Origin of the sequence: Lacticaseibacillus zeae DSM 20178 = KCTC 3804 (assembly GCF_000260435.1) — a bacterium.
In the GTDB taxonomy this organism is placed as follows: domain Bacteria; phylum Bacillota; class Bacilli; order Lactobacillales; family Lactobacillaceae; genus Lacticaseibacillus; species Lacticaseibacillus zeae.
The window spans coordinates 1-21,823 of record NZ_BACQ01000036.1 but is presented as its reverse complement, the minus strand read 5'-3'; the positions used below and the strand labels follow the sequence as shown (position 1 = coordinate 21,823).

Below are 21,823 nucleotides of genomic sequence, written 5' to 3'. Positions count from 1 at the left end.
ATGCCCCCTAGCTTTCAATCCGCGACTTTTACCATTCGGCAATCGTGCCGTCATAATTCTTCCAAGACGGGTTGTTCCAAACCAAGCCTTCCTGCGCAACTTCTTTGATCTTGTCTTCGTCCATATCAATGCCGAGACCCGGGCCTTTTGGTAACTGAACATAACTGTCTTTGTATTGGAAAATTTCTTTATTCTTCACAAAGTCAAGCAGGTCAAAGCCTTGATTGTAGTGAATCCCTAGACTTTGTTCCTGAATGAACACATTTGGCGTGCAGGCATCGACTTGCAGGGTTGCTGCGAGTGACACTGGTCCATACGGTGCATGCGGGGCGACACCCATGTCAAAGGCTTCAGCCATAGCCGCAATTTTGCGGGTTTCCAAAATACCGCCACACAGCGCCACATCTGGCTGCACGATATCAATGGCCCCTTGACGGAATAAATTCTTGAAGTCCCAGCGCGTGTAAAGCCGTTCGCCAGTTGCCAGCGGAATGGAAACTTCGCGGGCAATGTCATCAAACGAATCCCAGTTTTCCGGTAACACGACTTCTTCCAGAAACATCGGATGATACGGTTCCAGCGCATGCGCCAGCACTTTTGCCATTGGCCGGTGCACCCGTCCGTGGAAGTCGATGCCGATTTCCAGCTTGTCGCCGACCTGATCACGGATGGAAGCAACGCGATCAACGACGGCTTGCACCTTGTTGTAGGAATCAATGTAGTGCAGCTCTGAAGTGGCATTCATTTTAATCGCAGTGAACCCTTTGTCAACCCGGGCTTGCGCCTGTTCGGCAACATCGGATGGGCGATCGCCGCCGATCCAGGAGTATACCCGAATGCGATCGCGCGCCGCCCCGCCGAGCAGTTCATACACCGGTAGATTAAGCGCTTTGCCTTTGATATCCCAAAGCGCCATCTCCAAACCGGAAATAATGGTGCCGTTAATCGGGCCGCCTCGGAAGAAGGAGCGGTGCATCTCCTGCCACAGCCGTTCAATCTCGAACGGATCGCGGCCGAGCAACTTTTTCCCCATTTCATAGGCGCCAGCGACAACGGTTTCCGTTTTGGTTCCAGAGATCATTTCACCCCAGCCCGTGATGCCTTCATCGGTTGACAATTTAACAAAAATCCATCGTGGCTTAACTTTGTAAACTTTAATATCTGACAGTTTCAATTCAAAAATGCTCCCTTCAAAACAGTTTCAACGACGTTAACGATTAAGCTTGGGCACTTTTCTGGTTCTGGGCGTCCATCGCCGCATTGACATGTTTGATCCCGTCAAAGAAGTACCAGACACCGGCGAAAATAATTAACAATACCGGAATCGAAATCAGCGGATGCCAAGTGAAAGCGAAGTAAACCGCAAAGCTTTGAATCATCGAAGTGGCCGCAAATGATGAAATATACAGCGAGTTGGCACCAAGTTTAATGCCGACTGATTTGGCAATTTCCGTCAAAACCGGTGCTGTCGAAGTCCCGCACCACAAAAGCGAAGCGGTGACGACCAAGCCGATGATGATGTTCTTCAGTAGATTGCCGTTTGTCAGTGCCACAACCAAGGCCACCCGGAATGGCACAACTGCCAAGTCAGCAAATGGCAAGACTTGGTTGCCTGGCAAAACCAAGGCCATCAGAATGGTCAATGGAATGATGATCAAAGCGGTCGTGATAACATCGGCATTGCCGACAACCACGGCGGCGTCCAAGCCGATGAACAGCTTGCGGCCTTTGAACCGTTTTTCTGACCATTTTTGCGCGGAGTCGGAAATCGGCATTAAGCCTTCCATGAACAGCGAGGTCATTTTTGGAATCAGGACCAAAACCGCCGCCATTGACACACCTAATTGCATGATTTTCATGAGGTTATAACCGGCGAAAAAGCCAATGGCCATCCCGATTAACAGTCCCATGATCATCGAATCACCGAAGAAACCTAAATACTTCTGGGCATCACGAATGGAGAACTTATTGCGCCGCATAAATGGGATGCGATCTAGCAACCAATTCAATGGCCACGCAATCACCAATGACGACAGTGCCGAGACCGTTGGCAAGGACACGCCAGGCATACCGAAGAACTTTTCGGTCATCGGCTGTGACCAGTCGGCCAACTTGAAGGTAACCAGCGCCATAACAATCGATGAACCTACGCCAAGCGCAATGTTCTTCGTGACGAAGTAAACCATGACGCCGACAATGGCCATGTGGTGGTAGTTCCAAATATCAACGTCAAGCGTATGCGTGCGCTTGATGATCAAAAGCACAATGTTGACGGCCAAAATAGCAAAAATCAGAATCGCGATAATCGGTGATGCCCAAGTCACAGCGGCGATGGAGCCCCAGCCGACATCAAGTGCGGTCAGATGGGCACCGGTTCGCTCAACCATGGCTTTGGCAGCCGGTCCGACATTGGTGGTCATGAAGTCCAGAATCAATTTGATCCCGGCAAAACCAATTCCCAACGTCAGACCGGACTTAAACGCTTTGTCGATGCGCAGGCCAAATATCATGCCGATAATCGTGATGATAACTGGCAGTAACACTGTTGGACCGGCGGCAATCAACCAGTTAAAGACGTCCATTACGATATTCATAAAACGTTATCCCTCCAATTCGGTCAGGCTCCCCTGACCTTGTTGACGCACCTGCTTACTTGTCTTTAACCGTTTCGTAAATCTTGTTGAGAGTCTCTTGCGCCCCAACGCCGGTTAACAGTGGCAGCCCGTGAATATACGGAACGCCGTGTGTTTGCCCTTCAAACTGGCCAGTCGTCACCAGCAAGTCGTAGTTTTCGACTTTGCCCGGCACTTCCATTAACTTCGTCTGGGTCGTTTCAACATCGACCCCCTTTTCTGCCAAAAAACTCTTAATCTTCGACGCAACCACCGTTGACGTCGCGATACCATTACCACATGCAACTAAAATATGAGCAGCCATAATTTCCGTACCTCCATTTTTTATTCAAACGTTTTCGCCAATAATTGATACAAACCATCCACATCCGCTGCGTCTGCAATGGCGTGGCGTAACTGATCGTCTTGAATGACATCGACGATTTTTTGCAACATCTCGACTTGGCCATGCGGTTCGCCAATGGCCATCATGATGATGACATCCACGTCCAAGACGTTGTTGACATCCCCCATATCGTGAAATTTAACCGGATGCGCCAAAGTGGCGACCGAAATGGTGGTCTTTTTCACCAGCTGATAATTCGCGTGGGGAATCGCTACGGTCGGTCGCGGTGATGGCAGGCCGGTCGGGTAAGTGGCTTCCCGATCAAGAATCGCCTGTTTATACCCTTCCTTGACATAACCTTGCGCAAACAAGTTGTCGGCAATCTGGCTCAACGCGTCCAGATTGTCCGTTGCCTCCAGGTGAGGCAGTAATAATTTTTTATCAATGACTAAATCAACCGCCACAGATCCAAGCCCCTTTCTAAAGTACGTATTTGATATCGACAAAGGCTTGCATAGAAGCCGCCAACCCGTCCACATTCCGGTTAGCCAAATCTTCAGCGTTGAACATTTTGGACCCGATGCCTAGGTAACTGGTCCCATGCGTCAACAGGTCTTTGGCATTTGCCAGCGACACACCGCCAACTGCCATTAATGGCAACTTGCCAAGTGGCGCCTGAATTGCTTTGAAGAAGTCCGACCCGACCGTAGTTGCCGGGAAAATTTTGACGATATCGGCGCCTTTTTCGAACATGTCGTGCACCTCGGTCGGGGTCATCGCTGCCGGCACCGTGATGACGTCATGCGCTTTGGCGTAAGCAAAAATGTCATCCGTGAATTCGATCGGACTCAGCATGAACTTGGCGCCTTCGGCAATCGCTGCCTTTGCTTCGTCCAGCGTTGTGACAGTCCCTGCCCCGATATGGATACGATCGCCATACTCAGCATTGCCGTTTTCAATAATGTCGAGCGCATGCGGCGTGTTCATCGTGACTTCAACACCGAATTGATTTTCAAAACCGGCCATGGCCTGCATGATCGCATCAGCCTGCTCCGGCGTGTAACCGCGCATAATCACGGTAAAAGTTGGATATTCAGATAATTCCATGGTGCCCTCCTTGTATTTCGTAACGTGTTGCTTAATTTTTTTATTTCAGGTTTGCGCCTGATTTGTTTTCGTAACGTTGCAAGATTTCGTAAGCCTGTTGGCCACTCTTGGCAGCGAACAACTGCTTCAAAGTGGTAGTGTCGGCAATGATCTCCGATAGTTCCTGAATCGCTTGCAAATGCTGATCAGTGTCTTTAACGGCTATCGGCACGATCATGCGAATGTGAAACCCGTTTGGATAAATCACCGGCTGTTTCAGAATATAAAAGGCAAAGCCATTGTTCAGCACCCCGTTTTCCGGAACCGTGTGGGGAATGGCAACCTCCGTTCCAATGAAGCTGTAATTATCCGCAGCTGCTGTCTCGTCGATCAACGTTTGGCGAAACGGATCGGTCACATAATCCAACCGTTCCAACGGTTCAATTGCTTGCTGCAAGGCGTTTTGCCAATCGCGACTTTGACCGATCTGAATCAGATTCGGCGCCGTCAACGCCGACAAGCGCGGCTGGTGGACTTCCGGCAGTTCTTCAACCCCTTGATCGGCTAAAAACCGGCGTAAGGCATGATCCAGCCCCGCGGAATCCGTAATCTTGGCGTGTTTACGCACAATCGCGGTCAATGCCGAAATGCCAGTTTGGATATTTTTCACGCCGATATCATTCAACACGCGGTACCGCAACTGAACTTGCTCATCTTCGCTTAACAACGGGTGGATGATATATTGCCGCGCCGACGTTTTTAACGGTACGGTGGTGAAAACCAGATCGTAGTCCCCGGAAAAGTGTTCGAATTCGCGCGCAGAGGTAGCGGATAAAAAGCTGATTTCCGGAAATAACCGGCGCAGATTCTGAATCATCAGCTTGGAAACGATCAGGCCGTTGGTACAAACTACTGCGGCGCGTTCCTTACTGATGTGTAAATCGGCTGACTTTTCCAATTCACCGTCGAAATAAAAGGCAATGAGGTTGCGCTCATCTTCGGGAATAGTTTTACCCGTCAGCTTCTCGAGCGGTTCGATAATCGCATCAATGGTGTCGACCAGAAACCGATGACGGGGATCGGCGGCCATCACCTGCCCGATGCCGATGTCGCGCAGATGCAAGCCATAGCGCACGCGGAAGATCGCCGGTCGTAAGTGGGCGAGGAGCCGTTTCACAAAGTCATCCTGATCCGCCACTTTGATGAACGTCTGCTGTTCAAACTTGGCAACCATCGTGCGAATCGCCGCAACCAACGCTTGATCCGCGACCCCGACATCCCCGCGAATTGTGTTGGCCGATAACAGCAGAATCACCAACCACTCCGCATCCGAATCACTCGTTAGCCACGACTGGGGAATCAGCGGTTTTAGCTGTGCAAACTCCTGCGTATCGCTGATCTGATGCTCAAAATATGGTGTATCTTTGGCGCGGTGCGACAGATTGCGCGTCACGTTCATCAGCACTGCCAGCATTAAAAAGCTAAACGATTCATCGGAGTACGTGACATTCCGGACATTTTCGATTTTGTGAATAAAATGAATGACTTGCTCTGTGGGCACCTTGCCTAGCTGCTCGACTGAACTGCGGCCATCGTCATAGGTCAGCAGCTGGGTGACCAGATAATTCAGCAAGTTACGCATCACCTGTTCGGAACCGGCAATAAAATAGCCTGCCTGCCGCGTGTACTTCAGCGTCAATTGGCGCTCTTCGAGGAATCGGCCAACTGCTTTTAAATCAGCTGACGTGGTTGTCCGACTCACGCCGCTGAAATCATAGATGTGCACCAGTGATAACAACTCGTCGCTGACCAGTAAATACAGGCAAATGAGCAAGATGCGCTCGTCTTCTTCGCGATATACATAAGGTTGCGGTGCTTCAGTTGCCTGGACATTGAAAAAGTCAGCTACTTCGCTCGGGGTGACAAACTCACCACGCGGGGTCCGGGTAATTTTAGGCAGCTGATGGTCCGCCAGCTCCTGATTGATTTGGGCCAAGGCGTAAGCAAGTTGGCGCCGCGTAATTTTAAATTGTTTTTCCAAATCACCACTTTTCAAATTAGGATGCCGAATAATTTCTGAAAGGATTTGCAGATTGCGTTTCTTCACTCAACCCTCACCTCCAGGTCCAATGTCAATTGTACGGGACAAAACGCCTATATGACGGCGCTTTCATTCCGGCTTTTGTCCACCCCATTCGGATCCGGAATGTTCAAGGTGAACTTATGTCTGCATCAAGCGCGTGGTTATGGGATTTTGTTTGGGCGGAAAAGGAGACAGAGAATGTAAGTTGCCGTGCCAAACTCCGCAATCTCCGGCCAGCTGGGGCTGGAACGCTGTGGGCACGACTTTGAGCCTCAGCAAGACCGGCTGAGTCTCAAAGCTCGGCCTTGGTCTAAAACGGGAAAACCGCCCGTTTTAGACCAATTTCACAGCTGAGCCCCATCTGGCCTCCGATTGCTCCTCCTTGGCACTCACTGCTTAAAAAAGTTGACTAACTTTCCTCTGAGACAACAAAAGACGAGTGAATTTTCCGATCTACAGAAAATTCACTCGTCTTATTGATCCAACGCAAATGTAACGCTATTCTCGTCAATAACTCTTCGCTATTGAAAATGTAATCCTGGATACAGTTATCTAAGCATTCACATGCCCGTTTGCATCTCCTTCACAGCGTCAAAGGTAGGATCAACTGCACCGTTAAAGTCATCCTTCATAAAGACGCTGTTGACTTCAAAAGCATTGGTTGCTTGGTTAATTTGCCGATGAAGCAATTGATATTGTATCGGTGATATTTGTGGCGCTATCTTTTTCAAGTGGCGATATGCTGCCGCCTTAATCTCATTTAACGGATAACCCTTTGTTTCTAGAATCGCGGTTTTCGTCCAGCGATAGGTTGTCTTGCGAATGTGGCTGAAATCCGGTTCTTCATACGTTCGCCCATCCCGATCAACGGCATAGACAAACATGCCGCCTAAATTTTCACGCGAAAACGCTGCAACAGTATGCATATTTGAACGTAAAAAATGATTGGGATCGGTGTCATACCAGCGATTATGATCGCCCTCTTCTGGAAAGGTTAAGCCAGCCAGCAACCGATTTTGTGGAAAGCCAGCTGCCGTATACGTTTGGCGCATTTTCTCGGTTCGATTTGGCCCACTGCCATATTGTTGATAACCGAGATTGGAAAAGTAACTCATGACATTTTCAAACGGGGCAAGGTAACTGCCATTGGTGTCATAAATTAATAAGGTACCATTTTCCGCTTTTGGTCCTAAATACTGCCCCATTGTTCGAATAATGCGGTCTGACAACGCAACTTTTTCGGCATCAGGGGACTGTTCCATATCAATATCGATGCCGTCCAGTCCCCATTGACCGGACAATTCATAGATCAATGTCTGCACATATTCATCAATTTCGCTTGCGGTTGGATTTTTGCCATATTGCTGAATTAAGCCATCGACCATGCGACCATAATCCAAAGCACGAACCAGTTTTGTGCCCCGACGATGCATTTCCGGTGCATAGACGTCTTTTAACTTATCGAAAAATGGTTGCGCCTTGGCCTCTTGCCCAGCCGGAACATAGCTGAACACGTTGATAATATTAATCCCGTATGGCAAATCCAGCATGCTTTGCGGATTCGGATCCAAAATTGTTGTATTAACCCCGTGCATGGCTTGGTCCCGCCACGCGCGATAATAAACCATAAACGTCTTTTGCGGCGTTTCCGCTGAGGCACTCACTGACTGCGGTTTCACCATCAGACTTAAAAAGATCCCGCTGGCGACGATCAGCCAGCTTACCCACCGTAGCTTAAAACCCTTTTTCATTGTCATGACCCTCCCAATCAAGCAAAATCAGCTTGCTGACTTCTCACCCAACCGTTCATACAACGCCACGATTTCCTCAGCCAAGTCGCGAAACGTAATGGCGGTCATGACGTGGTCTTGGCCGTGAACCATCAAAAGTGACACAACTTGATGCTGGCCGTTTGCTTCCGCGGTCAACATGCTTGTCTGAGCTTGGTGTGCGTCGGCTAAGAAGTGATCGGCTTCTTTGAGTTTGGCTTTTGCCTGTTTAAAGTCGCCGATTTTCGCAGCTCGGATGGCTTCAAATGCGGCATTCTTCGCATTGCCGCCAGCCATAATCAGCTGCATCACGACCAGTTGTTGTTGTTCGTCCATGAGCCTCGTCCCCCTTTTTCCCTAAAGAACTACTCTTTTTACTTCGCATTCATGGGTCATACTTTATGGTCACAGTAGAAACAAAAGTCTCCCTCACGTTTGTCGATTTAATGCTCGTTTCTTTCTTCAAGGATAATTGACCAAAAGTCTTAAGATCTTAGTGCCAAAGCGGAGCAATCGTAGGCCAGATGGAGCTCAGTGGTGACATTGTTGTTGGTGGGGCGCTTTTTGCCCCGCCTACAACAAGGCCGAGCTTAGAGACTCTGCCGCTTTTGCAGAGGCTCTAAGTCGTGCCCACCACTCTAGCTTCGCGGTCGCCAGCCCCAAGCTGGCCGGAGATTGCGGAGTTTGGCACGGCACAGAACTCTTTCAGTCTACTTAAGCCATTAAATCAAGCGCTGTCTGTAAAACCCGGTCACCTTTCATTAAGCCGTAGTCAGACATATTGATGACAGCGACTGGTATCGACAAGGCTGCCTTAAAGTCGCCTTCTAAATAGCGTACCTGGGGACCGAGCAGTAAAACATCAGGATGCTCGGCTGCCAGCTTGTCTTTTGCATCTGCTGCCGAGGCTGCAAAGATTTTGACGTTAGCCTTGGTTTGTTCCGCAGCATCCATCATTTTTCTAACTAACATACTGGTCGACATCCCTGCCGCACAAACCAGCATGATTGTTTTCGGATTTTCAGCCATGATGAAGTTCCTCTTTTCTATTGGGTCGATTTTTCAACGCGCACCGGGCAGGAATCAGCGTCCGGCACATAACCGGTGGCCGCAACCTGCCGGAACCAGTAGCCAGATTTCTTCAGCGATTTCGTTTGATTGCGCAAATTGTTGCGGATCAGGCCGTATCGATTTTTATAGGCATTAAGCCACGACCAGCAATCAATCCCGGTCCAGACAAAATAGCCATGGCAGTTGGCGCCGGCTTCAATCGCCTGATGCAGGAAGCGCAGGTGATCGGTCATAAATTGAATCCGGTAATCGTCCTGCACCACCTCGTCTTGCAAAAAGCGCTCCTCGTCAGCAACGCCGATCCCATTTTCCGCCACGAACCAGTCGATATTGCCATAACGGTTTTTGATGGTCATCGCAATGTCATACAACGCGTCAGGATAAATTTCCCAACCTTTGTCGAGATTCATTTTGCGTCCCGGCATATCGTACTCGTCAAAATAAATGTCCGGCAACCACGGCTGCAAACTGTCGGGTGCTACATCGGGTGCCTGCACACGACAAGGGTGGTAATAATTCACGCCGAGCACATCAATGTGATTGGCCGCAATGACCGCTAATTCCTCAGGCGTTGACGTCCATAAAACATGATCCTGCCTGAGTCGTTCAACCAGTGCTTCCGGAAACCGCCCATGAATCGCCGGTTCCAAGTACAAATCATTCGCCCACAGCTCCGCAAACCGCGCCGCTTCCCGATCGCCATCGGACTGGGTGGCCGGATAAACCGGCGTCAAGTTGATGATCGTGCCGATGGTCGCATCCGGATGCTGGTTGACCTCACGAAATGCCGCCACCGCCTTGGCACTGGCCAAATTGAGGTTATACGCAACCTGAACTGCCGCCTTACCATCAACCAGATTGGGATAGTGAAATTGATATAAATACTGACCGTCCACAATCACCTTAGGCTCATTAAACGTAAACCAGTGCGTCATCTGATCGCCGTATAGTTCAAAACACCGCCGAGCAAATTTCACATACAGATCGACAACGTGCTTGGACTGCCATCCGCCATAACGCTGCTGCAAGGTAATAGGCAGATCGAAATGATGCAGGTTCACATACGGCGTAATCCCCAGTGCATGCATCGCATCAAACACGCGCCGATAATAATCAGCACCTGCCGGATCCACCGTGGCCGCTTCAAGATCATCAATTAACCGCGTCCACTGAATCGAAATCCGCAGCGCCTGAACCCCCGCCTGCTTCAACAGTTTCAGATCCTGTTCATAATCGTTGTAAAAGTTTGACGCCACATCCGGTCCGACATTGTGATAAAAATCCTGTGGTCGCGTGTGATAATGATAATCGAAGATATTTTCATGTTTTTTGTGAAACGTGCCTTCTGCTTGGGGGCCGCTTGTGGCTGCACCCCAGGTAAAATCAGCTGCAAATTGGATGGCCATCACTTCCTTTCTAGCGGATCAAACCGGCTTGACTTTGTTGTTGAAAATGAACCGCCGCGCCATACAGATTGGCATCGGCTTGAAACTTGGCAATCCGAATAACCGGCCGCACCGGTGCCAGTTCGGTTTGCGCCATCACGGCATCCAGTGCCGCCTCTAAATCGGCCAATAAATGTGGATTTTGAGAAATCCCGCCGCCAATGACGAAGCAGTCCGGATCAAAACTATATTGCAAATTGAAAATGGTCGTAGCTAGGACATGGAACATGCGCTGAACGGCTTTTTTAGCTTCCTGGCCACCTTTGTGCGCCTGCTCATATAGCGTTTTGCCATCCAGGTGAGTGCCATGACGTCGATTGTAACGTGCCACCGTGTTCACCAGCGTACCAAGGTGGCTGACAGTATCGTCATCACCATGCCGCATATAACCGAATTCGCCACCCATCAGATGGCGGCCGCGATGCAGCTGGCCATTCAAAATCACCGCCCCGCCAACGCCGGTTCCAAGCACCAGAAAAATCGCATCGCGCACATCAGCAGCCGCACCTGCCTGAACTTCGGCCAACGCCGCGCAGTTCGCATCATTTTCGATCGTGACCGGCAGCTCCAAGCGTTTGGTTAACTCAGCCACGATCGGAAAATGATGAATATAAGGTACCGCACTGGCACCCCGAATGATGCCGGCCGCTTGATCCACGACGCCAGGACTACTGATGGCCACACCAGTCACTTCGGTCATCTGCCGCAACCTCGCCACCTGTTGTTGCAGGCACTGATAAAAGGCTGCCAACGTTTTCGGCGTTGCAACCTTGGTTCGCTGAAAAAGACCGGTTTCGGCACTGTAGCCACCAAACTTAATCGTGGTGCCGCCAATATCGATCACCGCTAAACTCATCGCAATCCTTCCTGTTCCTGTTGCTGAATTACATCAAGTGCCAACTGGCAAAAGGTCATATTCGCCCACGAAAACCACGTGCGGGTATATTGCGTCGGATCATCCTTTTGAACACCTTCGTGACATTGACCGGTTCCGCCGGTTGTCGCCACTAGCAACAACAGTTTGGCCATTTTATCCGCGGCTGTCGTTGCGACCAAGCCTTCCATTGCCACCGCAATCGGCCAGACGTATTCTGGCGGCGTGTGCTCGCTACCGATGCCGGACAACATTTTTCCTTCATAGTAATAAGGATTCTGCGGACTGAGGACAAACGCCTTTGTGGTCAGATAAAGCGGATCATCTGCGGCGATGGCACCTAGAAATGGCAGACTCAACAAGCTTGGCACATTGGCATCATCCATCAAGCGGGCGTGTCCGAGACCGTCGACTTCATAGGCCAGTCCCTGTTCCCCGCTTGGCAAGGTTTGCAGCGCGTAAGTCATGACGCCTTGCTCAATCGCTGCCACCAACGTCTGTGTCCGCTTGGCCAGTAACCGCTCATCAACCGGCATTAACGGCAATAAGTGAGTCAAAACCGTTTTGGCTAACAGGTTGGCCGGAATATGAAAACCATATTCACACCGATTGTCGCTGGGTCAAAAACCGTCCCAGATCAAGCCAGTCTCGCCAATTGGAGCCCCTATTCCGTTATTCAGCAGCGTATCGTTTTCATCAGTGTCCGACCGCCGAAAGAAATATGGCGATCGTTCATGATGCTGCTCCTGTTCAAAAATCGTCAGAATCAGCGTGAACGTTGCCCAAAAGTCGATGTCAAAAATGCTGGCATCTCCGGTTTCGGCGTAAAGATTCACCGCCAAGAGCAATGGCGCACACAGAGTATCGATTTCAAATTTTTGCTCCCAGACTTGGGGCGACATCGGCCGATCGCTTTCGTCATCAGCCCGCCAATGCGCGCCACTAGCCGTTTCATTAAAGGCGTTTGCATAAGGATCAAGCCGCACAAAAGCCAGTTCGCGGCGCAACACCCCTTCAAGTATCGGCTTCAGGTCAGGGATGTCCTTGATGAGCTGCACATACGGCAACACCTGAAACGTCGCATCCCGCAACCACATTGCCGGAATATCGCCAGTCGCCACAAAATACGTGCCATCAGGCTGACGGCGGGTTGCTTTAACCAGCGCATCGGGTAATAACGTCCGAAACATTGTTTGGGTCGCTGTATCCGGTAGCGGATGGGCTTCAGCATATTCCGTTAAGGCTGTTGCCAACGCTGACTTTTCTTCCATAGCTAAGCGTGCTCCTTTTCTGCCACTGATGGCGATTGGTGCGGGTAGATGCCGTAAGTCCGAATCTCACCCGGCTTAAATACAGGCAGTTCGAATGCCGTCACATCCGTTGCGACCGTTTTTTGGACCTCGTTATTGAGATTCAACAGGCGAACGCTGGCGGGTTGCGCAAAATGAAGCGTCGCTGCTTCCGTGTCAGTTTGATCGGTCGGATTGTATAGCCGGATGAGATATCCGGTACCATCCGCAGTGGCGCTAACGCTCGACACGACCACTCCCGAACCGCTTAACTCAATCGCTGAGTGATGGTGCAGTGGCGTTTGATTCGCGTTAATCGGAAAGTATTGCAACGGCGTGGTGAAGCGATCAATTGTCTGGTTTTGGTAACCAAGACTGCCAATGGCCAATGCCTGCACCCGGCGCTGTAATTCAGCCGGATCAAAGGTGGCATCCAAACAAATACCGCCGTGCATGTGCCGCGTTCCCAACAGCTGACTGTCAGGGGTTGGCACATACCGAGTCTGTAAGCCAGACGCATCCCCCGGCCGCCGCTTCAAATCCGGCCGTCCGAGGTAACCGACACCACGAAACATCGTCACTGCTAACTGATCAAACTGCTCGCCGACAATCTGGCACTCTTTTTCACCTAAGCCAAGGAATGTCCAACTGGTCTTTTGGTCATGGCTGTTGGCAAAATGAATCAGCGGTCGTAGCGCAGTGGGCTCTTCGTGATAACCGATGGCTTGCCAGTCCTTCAGATGCGGATCAATGACCGGACGCTTGGCGACTCCAAAAGGCGTGTCTGCATAACTATCTTTTGCCTTGACCGGCGTCTTAAGCACCAGCCGCAGCCGGTGATCGCGTACCGTATTCTCGACCGTCAAATCAAATCGAATCACGGGATCATCAGCGGCCAGTTGCAACACCAGCGTATATGGCATCATGACGTTGGCCTTGTGCGCCTTGCGATCGGCCAACTCGCCTGGTAACTGCCAGCTTCCGCGGAAAATCAGGTCACTCACCAACTCGCCTTGATGACCGGTCACCTCGGCCTGCGCAAGCGACAAGTCAAGCAGCCAGTCTTGATCAGGCGGCGAGTAATCATACGTATCTCCCGCATCACCGCCATCATCGAAGTGAAGCGGATCAACAAAGGTTTGCTGCGTGCGGTGATCCGTCAACAAGAGCTTGCCATCCTCAAAAGTCAGCGTGTAAACGCCGTTGCTAATCGTGGTATTTTGGGTTCGCAACGCCATCGACTGGTGCGCTGGCTCAAGCGTCAAGCCCACCCAGTCCAGCGCATCAATGGCCACTGGTACTGCAATGGTCGTGCGATAATAAATGTCCGGTGTCTCCTGTGCGGGATCGCCGCGTAAAACGGCGTTGTCGACTTTTTCTTGCTTCAGCACCTCAAACGCCACCGGTTCGCCGGCTTCACTTTTCAGCGTAAAATGCGGTTCGCGCGTTGCCACCGTGATCTGGCCGTTTTGGTGAATCGGTTGAATCGTCGGGTTCCAAAAGAAAACATTCAACGAATCCGGGGCATTGCTGGCCAACTTGCGTAATAAATAGTCACGAAGCGATTCCGCCAACTGTAAGGCATCGGCGCCACGCTGGGCAATGTCGCGATTTGTCTCATCCGAATTGCAACCGCCGGAAGAATCATGCGCCTGACCGCGGGCAATGCTTTTCCAGATAGTTTCGACGATGCCAGACTGGGCTTCAATCCCATGGTGTGCCGCCACGGCCATCAGCGGTTCAACGACATCGACCATCAGATGTTCGAGCCGATCATACAGCGCCTTTAAGTCAGCGCGTGACGAGTAAATGCCGCGATGAATTTTCGAGGCAGACGAATCCACAAACTCACCTTGATAGGTAGGTAAATCCGAAGTTTTCGCCAAGTCCTTGAAAAAGTCCGGGTAGTTGTCTTCCACCAAGTTAAATTCATCTTGTTGCGCATTGGCGATTTCCAGCCGATCCTTCAAGTTGAAATCGACCGCGCGCTGATCACCGCCCACCGGCAAAATCAAATCATGCGCCTCGGTATCCGTAGCAATCCGATGAAGCAAACTTGCCACATCGTCATTTTCAATCAGCTCAACGCCGGCATAGTAGCCGTTTTTAATATTCGCGACCAACACTTTAGAGCCGTCATTGGCGGTCCAGTAAAAGTAACGCGCATTCTTCTCATGTGGCATACCGCGCCAAAAGACGGTCGACCTAATGTCAAAGCCGTGATAAATCTTCGGCATGTCCTGCCCCTGCCCGAACGAATCAGGCAGATAGCCGACTTTCATAATGCCGCCTAACTCAGCAGCCAATTTATGCCCAAGTTGCAGGTTCCGCACAATCGATTCGCCACTGGTAACCATCTCGTCAATTTGCGTATACCAGGGGCCGACGAACAGCCGCCGCGCCTGAATAAACTTGCGCATCTGATCGCGTCGTTCGGGGTTAGTCTGCAAATAATCATCGACAATCGCCATCTGACCATCCAGTAAATAGGCATCCAGTTGATTCGCCTCAAGCGCCTGCAACACTTCCGCCATATGGTAAGCAAACTGAACCCGGGCCTGCTGACGGGTGAAATACCATTCAAAATCCCAGTGCGTGTGCGCAATCACGTGAACTTTTTGCATTAATCAAATTCTTCTTTCTGTCTTCATGCCGTGTCTACCAACTATGCCGTGGCCAGTCGCCGTTCACTGCGTTGATTCATAATGACAAACGGTGCGTAGAGGAAAATATCGATGACAACCAAAACAGCCGTCAGAATCACCGGACTCATATGCAACCCGCCAAGAATCCAAGTGCTGACAAAAATCGGCTCATTGCCCGAGTTTAAAACCACGAGCGGCACTACCCAGCCAATTGAAGTCACCATATAAGCCACAATCGCGTTAAAGAGCGGGACAAAAATCCACGGAATGAACATGATCGGATTCAAGACAATCGGCAAGCCAAAGATAACCGGTTCGTTGATACCAAAGCATCCCGGCACCAAGGCCAGCTTGGCCACTTCCCGCTCTTTTTCACCTTTTTTGGTAAAAATCAGCATGGCGATAATGAGGCCAAATGTCGCTCCTGAACCGCCGATCATTGCGTAAACGTTGGTCATTGTGTTCGGCGCAATCGAAATACCGGCAAAACTTTTGGTTTCCGCAAACTTAGCCACATTCTGCAGGAATAACGGCAGCCAAAACGCGGAAACAATCCCCCAAACAATGTTGAAACCGTGTAACCCAAGGAACCACAGAATCTGTTCTAATAAAATGACGACAATAATAGCAGGTAATCCGGTGCCGACTGTCAGTAACGGCTTAATGATGACCGTTGAAATCAGCTGAATCAAACTGGTGTAGCCCATCGCCTGAAGACCGATCCGGGCCAGTCCGAACAACAGTAAAACTTCGGTCATCGGAATTAAGGCAAAAAACGAGTCAAACACATTTTGCGGGACACTCCCCGGCATCCTGATGGTGAACTTAGAGTGGCTGAAGGCCGCAAACATCGCAACGGCTAACATGCCGACAATCAAGCCGGTAAACATCCCTTCATAACTGAAAAGCGACGCCGCAAACCCTTCAATGACTTTAGCTTTAGGATCGGCGAAGTTGACGTTGTTCGGTACCATAACAAAATAGGCGGAAAAGGCCAACAAGGTGGCAATGATGACATTCATGCCTTTGTTCTCATCACGCCGCTTCAACTCAACCGCATAGGAATAGGCGCTGGAGACAACCACAATCAAGCCGACAATCCCCAGCGTGGCGACGCCGAGATAACCAAAAAGTTGACTCAGGCTCGTCAACCAACCCCAATTTAAATGTTGTGACTTAATCAACGCATCCAGTTGCATCTTAATCAGGTTCGAAAACGATCCAATCACCGTAAATGGAATCGTTCGAACAAAAGCATTCTTAACAGCTTGGAGAATCGTGTTGTTCTGCACCCACATCGAAGCCTTCAGTAACGGCTCCTGAAGCTTATCCACATTGAACTTCATCATGCATCACCCCTAAGTAGTTTTGAAAAGAAAACGTTTTCCAACATCGTCAGTTTACCGGTTTCCCTAATTTTTGTAAAGTCTTATTTATATTTTGTATATACAAATTATACGACGCTGTCAGATAACGCCGGCCCAATCTTGACTGGCTTGAAAATATGGCTTATCAAATCATTCGCTTATGTTATAATCGCTTAACAAGTAAGCCATTGAGGTGACGGTGTTGTATCTTTATTCAGAAATTTATTCAGACATTAAAAAAGACATTTTAACGAACCACTATCGCGCCGGGAAGCCGCTGCCCACGCAAAAAAAGCTGGCGGAAACTTACCACACCAGCCGTTTAACCATTAAAAAAGCGCTAAAACTCTTACAGGATGAAGGCCTGATTTACAGTCAACAAGGATCAGGCAGCTTTGTGCGCGCTCGGGCAACCGAAGACGACAAGGAACTGCTACCGCTTGACGCCCCAATTGGAGCGACCTATTCCCACCGCGATCAAAACATTTCCAGCAAACTGCTGTATTTTGATGCGCGCTTACCCAATGCGACCGAGCAAAAAAATCTTGCCATTAAAAGCAATGAGCCAGTCTACGACATCAAACGCGTCCGCCTCATTGATAACCGTTACTACAGCCTTGAACACACCATCATGCCCACTAATATCGCACCGTTAGACGAGGACATTCTAAAAGGTTCTATTTACGATTACCTCGGCAACCGCGGCATCCAGCTAACCGATGCCCGCCGCATTTTATACGCAACCGAAGCTGACGCAGAAACCGCCGAAGCCCTTGATATCAAAAAAGGCAGCCCGGTACTCGTCATTGAACAAACAGCATACGACCAAAAAGGCCACGCGTTTGAATACTCGGTTTCGCGGTTCATTCACGACCATTCACGGTTTGTGTTAAATATTCATCGACGGCTGCCCAATCTCTAAACGCGCGCAACATTCGGAACTCGGCAACCATCAGGACGTGGCGCACTACTTACGCTGAACTTGAAACCAAGTAAAAAGTGCTCAATAAAAATAAGGTATGGTTATGACCGTGTCCCGCAGACACGCCCAGAACCATACCTCATTTTTTTGTCACCCCATTATTCATTCGAAAGGTTAAGATTGAGCACTGAACTTCGAACAATAATTTCCGGATCGATCACTTTCTGCTCAACCTGCTCTGGCTTCCCATTCTCAATAATATTAACTAACCGGGCGATGCCCATTTCAATAATAGTCGATGTCGGTTTTCGAATGGTTGTTAAAGGCGGGTTTAAATATTTAGAATAAGCCATGTCGTCAAAACCGATGATCGAGATATCACGGGGAACCTTATACCCTAGTTCTACACAAGTATTAATCGCTCCGACGGCCATATCATCGTTTTCACAAATGACACAGGTTGGCAGGTTGCCACTGGAGAGGATTTTTCGCATGAGTCTACTGCCGCTCTTTGGCCGATAATCGCCTTGCATCATCAGTTCATCCGCAACTGTCAACTGATGCTCGCTGAGTGCTTCCCTGAAGCCCTTGGTTCTTTGGGCAGCGGATTCAAAAGAAGCCAAGCCGCTAATTAATGCAAGTCGGCGATGCCCCATTCGAATCGCGTATTCAGTGGCCATTTTACTCCCCAGCTTATCGCCAATCGCATAATTATAAATATCATCACGCTCAATCACGCGATTCAAAACGACCATGGGCAACCCAACCTGATGCACGTATTCGATAAACTCATCATCCGTCTTGGATTGACTAATCACAATGACGCCATCAAAGTTGATGATCGCGACACTTTTGTTGTCCATTGCATATTCGATACTGTTGATCGACAACAAGTAACTGCGTGGTAACATTCCCTGTGCCTGCTCAATGACATCCGTTAAAAAACTGGCTGAAGTCCCGGTATCTAAGTTAGTAAAGAAAATGCCAATCATATAAGAGCGGTTTGTAACCAGGCTTTTTGCGCTCATATTCGGAACATAACCGATCTCCTTGGCAATCTCCGTTATTTTATCCCGCGTCTTTGGCTTTACTAGGGGACTGCCATTCAGCGCCCTTGAGACTGTTGTGTGTGACACGCCGGCCATTCTAGCAATTGTTCTGATCGTCGCAGTGCGCTTATCAACCTTTTTCACGAAATTCACACTTTCTTTTCAGTCATGACCTATACGGGAATTGTACCAAAAATCCAGACACTAAAACACTTCAATGTCAGCATGGTACGGTGATCTTGAGCAAAAAGCAGCGCAACCTCACAACGATCATGAGATTGCGCTGCTATGAAGCCATGACTAATGCTGTCAAGTTCATGGTTTGGTATTGGCATTCTCACAGCCAAACAGTCTAACATCGAGCGCGCATTGATATAGCTTTAACAAGACGGCTTTTTTATCCTGGTCAGTTTCACTTGACACCAACCCCATAAGCTCCTGTAAATCCACATTTTTGACTTGATTGAACAAGATAGCTTTGCTTGCTTGATCGTTTTCTGACTTTATCACGTGATAACCCCTCCAGTCATATTGTTCGAAAAGCATCCTTGTTCAGCCAACCTGTCTCAGAAGCTACACAGAACCCGGCAAAACAACTTATTGTCCCGCTTTATTGAACAGTTTGCGAAATATTCTCTTTTGGTTCATGCTTTTCCAATGCTTCGGCCTTCGTCTTGACAATACCTTGAAGTAAATCCAGGTGCTCGGCAATATGGATATTTAGATATTTATCGTATAAGTCCTGATTCTTAAGCAAAATATTCCAGAACTTATCCCGATAGACATAGTGGAAATTATGCTTAAGATTCATAATCGAACCGTACATGGTGTGGAGTATTTGCCGCGCATCATCGTTATTAAGCAACCCCATAACGTTTTCCACGTTTATGTCGTCCGGTTTAGGTGCGGTTCCATCAGTCTGTGCATTGAAAACGTAAAAGTCCTTAACGTCATCCAGGTTTTCATAAGCAAACCGATAAAGTTCGACCATGAATTGCGGATCCTTGTGGGCAATGACACGCAAGGCTTCAAGCCAGTTAGTCCCGGCAGTCTTGACATGCCACCCATGCTTCTTAGCCACGCGCCCGATAATTTCGTAAACGGAAAGCTTGTCTGACCCGGAATGAATACTGAGTTTGTAGCCAAAATGCTCGGCAATCGCCTCGTGGACCACAAATTCACGTTCGAAACGAGCCGTATCACCGATGTAATCAATGGCTTTTTGAAATTCCCCATAGAAACGTGGTGCCATGGTTGTTGGCGTAATACCTCGGCGATGAAGTTCATTCGCAAAGAAGAAATGGTTGGCATTGGTCGTTTGATAAGGTGTTTCATCCATTGAGATTTCAAAATCCAAGTTGTACGGAACAACAAAGTCCTTATAAATATTGGCCGCAAACAAAATTGCGTCATAGAATGTCAAAACTGACTCTTCAACATCATGCTTGGTAAACTTAACTTCCGAATTGCCAACTTTAAATGTTTGATTCAGGTACGTTTTATTAAAATATGCTATTTGGTCGGCATCTAAGTCATTGAACCGCTTATCAAGTTCGGCTTCGGCCAAATTGACCACGTCATTATGGATTTCCTCCGTGCAGTCCAGGGTAATCATCGAGCAACCGACTTTGACCGCATAGTCAACTTCATACGGCGTCTTAACATGATCACCATCAGCACCCCAGCCATAAGTAAATCCTTCTTCAAAAACCGCCCATGACGCTGACTGGAAAACATCTGTATTGGTTCGATGCATCAACACAAGTTCGCGAATCGATTGTTGAGCCAAAACCGGCATGATGCCGCGACCCTTGAATAAACGTAAGTGGGCATTCGACGCATTACCAAGACGATCGCCTAAACCAAATGTATATTTGTAATTCCGGCGTGACGTTGGTCGGATCCAGCGGAATCTTTTAGCCAAAGCATTATTATTCTTTTCGTTCAAGTCACCGACAATCAGCATCGAATCACGATCTTGCATTTCCTGCACCGGATCAAAGTCGCCAATCGTCAATCTATTTTCGTAAACAACCATTTTCTTTTGTATAATCCCTTCACTATTAGGGATGTGCAAAATGAAATAAACATTGCGGCGATCTATCTGGATAGAAGGCTTGTAAATTTCTTGATTGCTAAGGTGCTGATAATTGCCATCATCATTTAAAATTTCTTTTACGTCTTTTAGTAATTTTGGTAAATCCATTATTGATACCTCCAGTAAAATACCGTATCTTAGCGTGTTTCCAAGTATAAATACGTCAAAATACACACGTGAACATTTTGCACAGCAACTTAGCTTAGCAGACAACGCAACGCTACGAGTCAGTTTGACATTTCCGTATGCGATCTGTGTCGGCTGCATAATTTTTGACCTTTTTGTTTCTCACAATATGGTCACCCAGTTATGTAGGGTTTTGACGCACAATGTTACCGTTAACATTTAAATACAAAAAATATAGGCTTGAAGACCACCTAACCAACACGCCAAAACTATATCCGGTTTAGAAAGTGTTGTCAAGACTCAAAATAAACCCCTTAGTATCAAAAATACATATTCAACTTATTATTTTAAAATTCATGTGCAATCTTTTCTCAGTTGCTGGTGGGCCTTTCCCATTATTTTCCGTAAGTGTCTAATTCAGCTTATGCTCTGTTATTACCAACCTTGTCAGCCTAGCCAATTCTTCTAAGGAAAAGTAAAAGCAGCCGTTCTGCAATTGTTAGACATGCGATGTCCGCTTTTATATTGCCATTGTGAATTATGACCCAGCCACTTTACCACCAAGAATCCTTATTTTTCCCAGCCCATAACGTCTTCTACTTCACCGGTTCCTTCGTCTTGACGACTCGTTAAGACAGAAAAGCCCTGATGCTTATAAAATTTCGCAGCGCGAATGTTCTTCTGGTACACCGTTAATCTCAGTTGGGGATAAGTCGCTTGCAACTTTGCCATCAAAGCCGTACCAACGCCACGTTCACGGTGTTTTTCATCAACAAAAAAGCCGGCGATGAAGTCTTGTTGCAAGCCACAAAAAGCAATCAGCGTTGCTCCGTCGCGCACAACCCACAATGTTGATTGCTGAATTAAAGGGCGCACCAGAGGAGCATTACTTTTCCAATATTCAGCGTGAATAAACTGGTGGGCCTGTAAATTCCCCTGCAACCATAACCGCATAATTTGATCCAATTGTTCGCGACTGGGCGCGCTTATTTGTTCAATCGTGTATGGTGCCATACCGTCCCTCTTTTCTAATATCAAATT

The 21,823-nt window shown here is 48.6% G+C and carries 17 protein-coding genes and 1 pseudogene; 1 reads left to right on the top strand and 17 read right to left on the bottom strand.

Translation table 11 applies throughout. The features are described from left to right. Window positions 1–28 precede the first annotated feature (28 nt). The 14 genes and pseudogenes from dgoD to GSO_RS07695 all read right to left on the bottom strand — a co-directional run bounded on the left by dgoD (window position 29) and on the right by GSO_RS07695 (window position 16,566). Window positions 29–1,174 carry a galactonate dehydratase gene (dgoD, locus tag GSO_RS07760; RefSeq protein WP_010490821.1) on the bottom strand — a complete coding sequence of 382 codons (1,146 nt, stop codon included), beginning with the start codon at window positions 1,172–1,174 and terminating at the stop codon, window positions 29–31. A 43-nt stretch (window positions 1,175–1,217) separates the two neighbouring features. After that, window positions 1,218–2,594, bottom strand: coding sequence for a PTS galactitol transporter subunit IIC (locus GSO_RS07755; RefSeq protein WP_010490819.1), 1,377 nt, complete (start codon window positions 2,592–2,594; stop codon window positions 1,218–1,220). A gap of 55 nt (window positions 2,595–2,649) precedes the next feature. After that, window positions 2,650–2,937, bottom strand: a complete 288-nt coding sequence (locus tag GSO_RS07750; RefSeq protein ID WP_010490817.1) for a PTS sugar transporter subunit IIB — start codon at window positions 2,935–2,937, stop codon at window positions 2,650–2,652. Window positions 2,938–2,957: 20 nt separating this feature from the next. After that, the gene (locus GSO_RS07745) at window positions 2,958–3,422 is read right to left on the bottom strand and encodes a PTS sugar transporter subunit IIA (RefSeq protein WP_010490815.1); all 465 of its coding nucleotides are present in this window, start codon (window positions 3,420–3,422) and stop codon (window positions 2,958–2,960) included. A 16-nt stretch (window positions 3,423–3,438) separates the two neighbouring features. After that, entirely contained in the window at window positions 3,439–4,065 is a 627-nt protein-coding gene (locus GSO_RS07740; RefSeq protein ID WP_010490812.1) for a bifunctional 4-hydroxy-2-oxoglutarate aldolase/2-dehydro-3-deoxy-phosphogluconate aldolase, read from the bottom strand. A gap of 40 nt (window positions 4,066–4,105) precedes the next feature. Continuing rightward, on the bottom strand, window positions 4,106–6,151 hold the full coding sequence (locus GSO_RS07735; protein ID WP_010490810.1) for a BglG family transcription antiterminator: 2,046 nt from the start codon (window positions 6,149–6,151) through the stop codon (window positions 4,106–4,108). Window positions 6,152–6,687: 536 nt separating this feature from the next. After that, window positions 6,688–7,878 carry an EndoS/ChiA family endoglycosidase gene (locus GSO_RS07730; RefSeq protein ID WP_010490809.1) on the bottom strand — a complete coding sequence of 397 codons (1,191 nt, stop codon included), beginning with the start codon at window positions 7,876–7,878 and terminating at the stop codon, window positions 6,688–6,690. A 27-nt stretch (window positions 7,879–7,905) separates the two neighbouring features. Next, entirely contained in the window at window positions 7,906–8,232 is a 327-nt protein-coding gene (locus GSO_RS07725) for a PTS lactose/cellobiose transporter subunit IIA (RefSeq protein WP_010490808.1), read from the bottom strand. Window positions 8,233–8,610: 378 nt separating this feature from the next. After that, window positions 8,611–8,925, bottom strand: coding sequence for a PTS sugar transporter subunit IIB (locus GSO_RS07720; protein ID WP_010490807.1), 315 nt, complete (start codon window positions 8,923–8,925; stop codon window positions 8,611–8,613). A gap of 17 nt (window positions 8,926–8,942) precedes the next feature. Continuing rightward, window positions 8,943–10,373, bottom strand: a complete 1,431-nt coding sequence (locus GSO_RS15765; RefSeq protein WP_010490806.1) for a glycoside hydrolase family 1 protein — start codon at window positions 10,371–10,373, stop codon at window positions 8,943–8,945. A gap of 10 nt (window positions 10,374–10,383) precedes the next feature. After that, window positions 10,384–11,268: an ROK family protein gene (locus tag GSO_RS07710; protein ID WP_010490805.1), complete on the bottom strand. Its 885-nt coding sequence runs from the start codon at window positions 11,266–11,268 to the stop codon at window positions 10,384–10,386. After that, window positions 11,265–12,557: pseudogene (locus GSO_RS17465) on the bottom strand (glycoside hydrolase family 125 protein). The gene GSO_RS07710 and the pseudogene GSO_RS17465 overlap by 4 nt, the downstream one beginning before the upstream one ends. Window positions 12,558–12,559: 2 nt before the next feature. Beyond that, entirely contained in the window at window positions 12,560–15,199 is a 2,640-nt protein-coding gene (locus tag GSO_RS07700) for a glycoside hydrolase family 38 N-terminal domain-containing protein (RefSeq protein WP_010490804.1), read from the bottom strand. Between the two features lie 41 nt (window positions 15,200–15,240). Further along, window positions 15,241–16,566 carry a PTS sugar transporter subunit IIC gene (locus GSO_RS07695; protein ID WP_010490803.1) on the bottom strand — a complete coding sequence of 442 codons (1,326 nt, stop codon included), beginning with the start codon at window positions 16,564–16,566 and terminating at the stop codon, window positions 15,241–15,243. Window positions 16,567–16,789: 223 nt separating this feature from the next. Here GSO_RS07695 and GSO_RS07690 point away from each other — a divergent pair, with 223 nt between their 5' ends. Further along, the gene (locus tag GSO_RS07690; protein ID WP_010490802.1) at window positions 16,790–17,509 is read left to right on the top strand and encodes a GntR family transcriptional regulator; all 720 of its coding nucleotides are present in this window, start codon (window positions 16,790–16,792) and stop codon (window positions 17,507–17,509) included. Between the two features lie 158 nt (window positions 17,510–17,667). Here GSO_RS07690 and GSO_RS07685 read toward each other — a convergent pair whose 3' ends face one another. The 3 genes from GSO_RS07685 to GSO_RS07670 all read right to left on the bottom strand — a co-directional run bounded on the left by GSO_RS07685 (window position 17,668) and on the right by GSO_RS07670 (window position 21,796). Further along, window positions 17,668–18,702, bottom strand: a complete 1,035-nt coding sequence (locus GSO_RS07685) for a LacI family DNA-binding transcriptional regulator (RefSeq protein WP_010490801.1) — start codon at window positions 18,700–18,702, stop codon at window positions 17,668–17,670. 466 nt (window positions 18,703–19,168) lie between these two features. Further along, complete coding sequence (locus GSO_RS07675; protein WP_010490797.1) at window positions 19,169–20,764, bottom strand: tagaturonate epimerase family protein; 1,596 nt, start codon at window positions 20,762–20,764, stop codon at window positions 19,169–19,171. A 588-nt stretch (window positions 20,765–21,352) separates the two neighbouring features. Then, on the bottom strand, window positions 21,353–21,796 hold the full coding sequence (locus GSO_RS07670) for a GNAT family N-acetyltransferase (protein WP_010490795.1): 444 nt from the start codon (window positions 21,794–21,796) through the stop codon (window positions 21,353–21,355). Between the last annotated feature and the right edge of the window lie 27 nt (window positions 21,797–21,823).

Bases quoted from the DNA above. Each gene is read 5' to 3' on its own strand.
- GSO_RS07750 (WP_010490817.1), bottom strand. From the start codon at position 2,937: ATGGCTGCTCATATTTTAGTTGCATGTGGTAATGGTATCGCGACGTCA.
- GSO_RS07755 (WP_010490819.1), bottom strand. From the start codon at position 2,594: ATGAATATCGTAATGGACGTCTTTAACTGGTTGATTGCCGCCGGTCCA.
- GSO_RS07710 (WP_010490805.1), bottom strand. From the start codon at position 11,268: ATGAGTTTAGCGGTGATCGATATTGGCGGCACCACGATTAAGTTTGGT.
- GSO_RS07695 (WP_010490803.1), bottom strand. From the start codon at position 16,566: ATGAAGTTCAATGTGGATAAGCTTCAGGAGCCGTTACTGAAGGCTTCG.
- GSO_RS07725 (WP_010490808.1), bottom strand. From the start codon at position 8,232: ATGGACGAACAACAACAACTGGTCGTGATGCAGCTGATTATGGCTGGC.
- GSO_RS15765 (WP_010490806.1), bottom strand. From the start codon at position 10,373: ATGGCCATCCAATTTGCAGCTGATTTTACCTGGGGTGCAGCCACAAGC.
- GSO_RS07670 (WP_010490795.1), bottom strand. From the start codon at position 21,796: ATGGCACCATACACGATTGAACAAATAAGCGCGCCCAGTCGCGAACAA.
- GSO_RS07720 (WP_010490807.1), bottom strand. From the start codon at position 8,925: ATGGCTGAAAATCCGAAAACAATCATGCTGGTTTGTGCGGCAGGGATG.
- GSO_RS07675 (WP_010490797.1), bottom strand. From the start codon at position 20,764: ATGGATTTACCAAAATTACTAAAAGACGTAAAAGAAATTTTAAATGAT.
- GSO_RS07740 (WP_010490812.1), bottom strand. From the start codon at position 4,065: ATGGAATTATCTGAATATCCAACTTTTACCGTGATTATGCGCGGTTAC.
- GSO_RS07730 (WP_010490809.1), bottom strand. From the start codon at position 7,878: ATGAAAAAGGGTTTTAAGCTACGGTGGGTAAGCTGGCTGATCGTCGCC.
- GSO_RS07700 (WP_010490804.1), bottom strand. From the start codon at position 15,199: ATGCAAAAAGTTCACGTGATTGCGCACACGCACTGGGATTTTGAATGG.